Consider the following 6602-nt stretch of genomic DNA (forward strand, 5'->3'; position numbering starts at 1 on the left):
GGATTTTCAATTCTAACCTGATAATATCAGTCTTAACAAATTTTTGAACCTTTTCTGTCATATTTTTCAGATTATTTACCAATATCACAAGCATTTGGTCAGTGTGCTATGCTTATTGTATCGTCAAATTTGAGGAGAGATTTATAAATGAATATTGAAGAAGATTCATCGTACCAGAAAATGATCAATGGAGAAATGTATTTGGAGTCTGAGGATTTAGCCGGATTACGTATCGATGTCCGCAACAAACTCATGGATTACAATCGCATTTCTGACAGTAAAACTCGTAATCAAAATATCAAAAGTCTACTAAAATCAGCTGGTGATCGGTTCTTCGTTGAACCAACAATTTATTTTAGTTATGGTATTAATATCACTATCGGTAACCATTTCTACGCTAATCACGATGTAATGATCTGTGACGAAGGTAAAATCACTATCGGTAATGATGTTAAGTTTGGACCAAAAGTCGGTCTCTACACACCACAACATCCCCTAGATCCAGCTATTCGTCGTACTGAAGCTGAAACTACAGCTCCAATCACCATCGGTAACGATGTTTGGGTCGGTGGCGGTGCCAGTATTCTTCCCGGAGTAACATTAGGCAATAATGTTATTGTCGGTGCTGGTTCAGTTGTCACACACTCATTCCCTGACAATGTTATTGTTGTTGGTAACCCTGCTAAAATTTTACGCGAAAATAAACCCCAAGCATAACTAAAAAAATGATTAGGCTGGAACATAGCGGGCTATTTAGTCCATCGATTTTTTACTCCAGACTAGGTGAATATCCTTTAGCTTTATTAATTTAAATTATTTTACGAATATTTATTCCAATTCATTTTAACAACAAAGAGACTCATATGATCTGATAAGTATATCAGATCATATGAGTCTCTTTAGATTTAAAATATTATTTAGTCTGGAGTAAAGATTGGAAAGAAGGAAAGTTAAGTACGCTCTCATTTTAGCCAAACCTTAATCAGAAGTATTAGGTGTTTTTACCTATTCTGTCTTACGACTAATTGCCAAATCATCATGTGAACCCAACTTGTCATTGTGGGCTAGACGAACGATAAGATCCGCCACGCTTTCACGTGAAACGTCATTTTCACGATATGGTGTGCCATTATGAGTGATCTCATAATTATCAACATCTTTTCCATCGTCTAACCAGCTAGGACGAATGATAGTGTAGTTCAAATCGGAATTCTCAATTACACTAATAACTTCTTTATAAGGATTCAAAATCGAGTCCTCAGTCAAATTGCCTGATGCACCAGTAGTAAGTGGAACCTCATTACAAATCCCCATAGATGTTAGGAATAAGAATCGCTTGATACCATGTTTATCCATCATATCAATAATTTTTTGAATCAAACGTTCCTCATTACTATCGAGTGATACCAAAACCACATCAATACCCTTCATTGCATCACTCAAAATCTGTTCATCAATAATGTCTCCTTGAAATACACGTTCCCGTTTTTCATCAATTGGTGATAAAAGCCCAGTATAACGTGCCATCAAAGTAATATTATCATCAGTTTTGTTCAGGAAATATCTTGCTGCAAGTTGTCCCATTGAACTTGTTGCACCAATTATTAATACATTTGCCATTTTCTCTACCTCCGATTTATTTTTACTTCTCAGTTACACCTATATGGTACATCTTTCTTTAGTTTGATGTTGGAGTTCCAGGTGGACATACAGTCAAAAGTACGGTTCTTATGTCTCTCATTTATAATTGATTATTTTAATTCGATACAACAAATTCCCTGTATTAACTGGATATACCAATCAACACAGGGAATTGTTTTAGAATTCAACACCAATTAAATCTATGTTTGGTGGATAGCAGTACTACACTAATACAAAATTGCATTCATACTAGGATAACTATTATCGTCGACGGTATATAAAACTCGACAATTGATTTTATTAATCAGAGATTTAATCAGCAACTTATTATGCTCCACTGAATATGAACTACCATCATTAAACGACACTAACGACTTAACATCCCGATTGCTTAAAGCAAAATCAATGGTATTTAAATCATTGATAATTCGATTCTCTCTGCTGGCTATATCGATATCGTGTTTAACTTTTTCCACCCCAGCCATTCTTTCAAAAGCATAAAATTCGTTTAATCTTTCTACTAATTCCACATGAGATAGATTAAATATCGGTCCATGCATGATTCCTCCGATATAGCTACTATCACCATACGATTTAAGGTAGACATCTAACACCTCTGGTAAACCTGCCAGAACAAAACTATATCCCTTACTTCGATGCAGTTCCATCAACTCTTTATCCAAATATTGATAGTAGATTGACTGATCCTTTTGTTGTTCTTCAGATTTGGCACGATGCCCGTGGTAAGTAGCATTTAAGCCACCATATGAACCTGAATTCACATTCGAATTGGCATCAAAATCTGAATAATAATCAGCAAATTTGGTATGCAGTCCTTCTATTTCAATTTCTTTCAAATTATCAGTCTCAAAGATATGAATCCGATCTCGACTAATATTGATTAGATAATCTGATTTTTGAATATTTTCCTCTGGTAGTAATAAATCTTGTACTAAGAAAGTACTACCAACATGTTCCTTAGCTAATACTGTATGTTCCATTTCACAAATTTCCATGGTTTCATTGTTAGCAAAAATCAATAAGGCTTTTTTTGCATCATTCCATAAACTTCGATCGAGGACTAAAGCATCTAATTTTTCAACAACGTTATTCCACTCCCGACGTGGATAGTTGTACTCTAAATCTTTTTTAACATCTTTTAGAAGATTCTTGTAAGTAAGAATATTACTTTCTACCTGAGGAGTTTCCGGATGAATCGGTAAAATAATGCTAATTTGGGGTTCCATATCGGTTGTCAATAGTCTCATTAAGTTATCGTTTTTTAATTTCATAGTTCATCTCCTTATGTAAAATCTTATAGTTATCATTAGTATATTTTTATATTAGCATGATGTAGATACTTTTGTCTAACAATTATATAAATTTATCTATAAAAAAAAGAGTTTGCAGCATAATTGTTTCCGCTTAAGGTAAACAGTGCCCACTCTCGTTTATTCATTACTCTTCAATTTGATTACCTGGATCTAGGATTATTGATTCAGCTAATAATAACTCACTAAAAATGTCATCCAAATATTTACGATCAATAATTTTTTTATCCGCTACTGAAATTAGATAATGCTGTTCAACTCCAAAAGCATGCAACAAGGCCTTATGCTCTTGTTCCCGCAAATCCGAGGCGAAAATTCCGACTGATCCATTGACGCTATTCCATTGCTGTAAATAGTCACCTACACTGTTCTCTCGCATTTGATCCTGCAAGTCATAAATCACACTATCTTTAACTGCTTGAGAAATACCGTCTAGATCATCAATACTTTTAATACCCAAATCGACCATCTCTCGACGAATTTTTACAACATCAGTCGATATTTTATTTTGTGGAACTTTTTTCAAGATAAATTTAAAGGCTATCGTAGGCACGATCATACTCAAAATGATAACAACTGATTCCACCAAGATAATTAAATCAAACGTTCTAGAATTATTTTTGATGCTTACTCCAATAACAGAGAACGCCATTGCCAAAGTGACTGACCCATGAACACCACCAAGTGAAAAGACCATAGCCTCATAAGAAGTCAATTTACTAATTAGTTTTGCGTACAAAAACCTAACAACCAATGATGACAAATAAATCAACACAGCAATCATCAACCAAGTAAATGATGTCGAGATATTCTTTGTTTGTTGGACAACAATTCTTTCCAAGCTAATCCCTAAAACGACGAAAACAAAGCTATTTAAAACTTCATTTAAAAAGTTCATCAACTGAACACCAAAGTGCATCTGGCGTGGCGAAGTAAAACGACTTCTTCTAACTTCACTATTAAAAACCAAACCAGCACTGACCACAGCAATAATTCCTGAGAGTTCAAATTTTTCAGACAAAATATAAATTATATAGGGGGTCAAAATAAAAATCAGAGTCTGTGAGGAAATAACATTTATTTTTGTTCGTACTAACCATTGTCGGAAAACCATCGTGGCGAATGCAAAAGCGACTCCAAAGAACATTCCTCCAATTGCTGAAACAAAAAATGCTTTTGAATTAGCCGCAAATGAAAACTTTCCCGTTTGAAACCAAATCAATCCTGCCTGTAGCAACACAATTCCAGTTGCATCATTAAATAGTGATTCCATTTTTAACATTGAACCAATTTTTTTAGGTAAAACTAGGCCATCCGAAACTGACTCCAATGCCGTTGCATCCGTAGGGGTACTGATAGCTGCAATAATTAAGGCTAATGGCAAAGCGACTCCCATCAAAGCATGGATTGTCAGCATTCCCACTATGGCAATGATTACCGCTAGAATTACTGCTGCACTAATAATATTGCGATATTTTTGCCAAATAATAAAATTCATCGTCTTCTGTCCTTCAAAGAACAGTAATGGCGCAATTATCAGCAACATAAATATTTCATTATCAAATCCTAAAATCATATGATTGGTAAATGGAATAATACCAAAGATTATCCCTACTAATAAATTGATATATGTTGCAGAAACCTTCGGAACCAATTTTGAAATAATATTACCAAATGCAACTGCAATTAGGATCGCAAAAGTTGATTCATAAAGCCCCATGACCTCATCCCCTTTATCTATCTTAATATTACAATATGTCTATTAAAATTAAAAAACATTAGTCGAAAACTCATCTTTCCAATTATGGTATTTATTCGCAATAGATTAATTCCTAACTATATCCAGACCCCACCATTAGTCCTTGAAGAGATTTTATTCTTTCATACCACCAAATTTACCGAATAACTTCAAAGCCTTTAAAAGTAGCTCTATTTCTAACCCTCACTATTACAATTAATCGTTTCCTTCCCATCAAAAAGGAGCTTTAACTTCCGTAATCGAAGTTAAAGCTCCTTTTTGAATTATATTTATATTTATATCTCCTTAACCCTGTGTTGGGTTATGAAAATGTGATGGTGCTGTATCAGGCATTGAATTTAATACTTTCATATCTTCAGCACTAATTTCGAATTCCAATTTAGTATTAGCGACAATATGTTCCTTATGAACAGCCTTTGGCAATGGCAAAACTCCATTTTGGATAACAAATTTAATAGCTAATTGTGGCACACTTACATCATATTTTTCAGCAATCTTCAATACAGCTTGATTGTTGATCAAACCACCAGTTGCCAATGGTGAATATGCTTCCACCAAAATATCATTCTTTTTAGCAAATTCAGTAATCTTCGGTTCGGTAAATCCAATGTAATATTGAATCTGATCGACCATCGGTTTAACTGTGGCAGTCTTCATAATATTTTCCAAATCATGCACGTTAAAGTTTGAAACACCAATAGCTTTAACACGGCCTGACTTATAAATTTCTTCCATAGCACACCAAATATCAACGTTACCTTCATCATAGTTGGCACCAATTTGGCCCCATGGCCATGGAGCATGTACTAGATAAAGATCTAAATAATCGATATCCAAATTCTTCATAGTTGTTTCAAAATCGGCTAAAGCGCCCTTATAAGTCTTTGTTTCAGCTGGCAATTTAGAAGTGACGAATAAGTCCTCACGCTTTACGCCAGAATCCTTGATACCTTGCCCAACTTCTTTTTCATTCTCATAGACAAGAGCTGTATCGATATGTCTATAACCCACATCAATTGCGTCCTTTACTGCTTGTCTAGCTTTGCTGGCAGGAATTTGCCATGTACCAAAAGCTACTTGAGGAATTTTTACACCATTATATATATCAAATGTATCTGTTAGCTTTGTCATAAAAATACTCCCTTCAGATCATAAGTTGATAATAAACCTTAGAGGTAACTCTAGGTCAAACATTTTAACTTAATTCATTATAAGGAATGATTTTAGACATATTTTTCTGACGAGTATTTAGAGTTTTTTGCATCCAAGTAACATCTAACCAGCGGTGGAATTTATAACCCACTTTTTTAAAAGTACCGACTTTCTCATAACCAAATTTTTCGTGGAATTTGATACTATTGGCATTTTCTTCCGTAATGCAGGCCATCAAGTTAACGACCCCCTGCTGTTTCAATATATCCTCTAACTCTTTGTACAGTTTGGTCCCTAAACCATGTCCTTCGTAGTTATGATCAACATATATACTGGCCTCAACGGTCCAAGCATACGCTGCTCGTGGTCCATAAAAATGAGCATATGCATAACCAAGTATTTTACCAGTATCATCCATTGCAACAAGATATGGGAAAGTCTCCGAAATATCCTTGATTCGTTGTTTGAAGTTTTCAACTGCAGGAATTACATCTTCGAATGTAATTGTGGTATTAGTAATATATGGTCCATAAATATCAAGCAATTCCTGGGCATCATTTTCAGTAGCCTGTCTAATCTTTGTCATTCACTATACCTTCTCATTAGAGTATTTTATAACTGAATATTTAACCATAAAACTAACCATTTTTACAGTTCACATCAAAAAAATGAGGGCACAAAAAAAGGAACTGACATATGTCAGTCCCTATCGTTAGCGT

The 6602-nt window shown here is 34.5% G+C and carries 6 protein-coding genes; 1 reads left to right on the forward strand and 5 read right to left on the reverse strand.

Features of this window, described 5'->3' with window-relative positions; translation table 11 throughout:
• Positions 1 to 147: 147 nt before the first annotated feature.
• Entirely contained in the window at positions 148 to 717 is a 570-nt protein-coding gene (locus IV57_RS08385; protein WP_057881074.1) for a sugar O-acetyltransferase, read from the forward strand.
• A gap of 288 nt (positions 718 to 1005) precedes the next feature.
• Here IV57_RS08385 and IV57_RS08390 read toward each other — a convergent pair whose 3' ends face one another.
• From IV57_RS08390 to IV57_RS08410, 5 genes are all read right to left on the reverse strand, one after another.
• Entirely contained in the window at positions 1006 to 1620 is a 615-nt protein-coding gene (locus tag IV57_RS08390) for an NAD(P)H-binding protein (RefSeq protein ID WP_057881075.1), read from the reverse strand.
• Between the two features lie 248 nt (positions 1621 to 1868).
• A complete protein-coding gene (locus tag IV57_RS08395; RefSeq protein WP_057881076.1) occupies positions 1869 to 2933 on the reverse strand; it encodes a baeRF8 domain-containing protein in 1065 nt (354 codons plus the stop codon).
• Between the two features lie 166 nt (positions 2934 to 3099).
• On the reverse strand, positions 3100 to 4692 hold the full coding sequence (locus IV57_RS08400; RefSeq protein ID WP_057881077.1) for a cation:proton antiporter: 1593 nt from the start codon (positions 4690 to 4692) through the stop codon (positions 3100 to 3102).
• Between the two features lie 324 nt (positions 4693 to 5016).
• Positions 5017 to 5862 carry an aldo/keto reductase gene (locus IV57_RS08405; RefSeq protein WP_057881078.1) on the reverse strand — a complete coding sequence of 282 codons (846 nt, stop codon included), beginning with the start codon at positions 5860 to 5862 and terminating at the stop codon, positions 5017 to 5019.
• Between the two features lie 64 nt (positions 5863 to 5926).
• Complete coding sequence (locus IV57_RS08410) at positions 5927 to 6469, reverse strand: GNAT family N-acetyltransferase (protein WP_057881079.1); 543 nt, start codon at positions 6467 to 6469, stop codon at positions 5927 to 5929.
• Positions 6470 to 6602 lie beyond the last annotated feature (133 nt).

Origin of the sequence: Companilactobacillus kimchiensis (assembly GCF_001438805.1) — a bacterium.
GTDB classification, from domain to species: domain Bacteria; phylum Bacillota; class Bacilli; order Lactobacillales; family Lactobacillaceae; genus Companilactobacillus; species Companilactobacillus kimchiensis.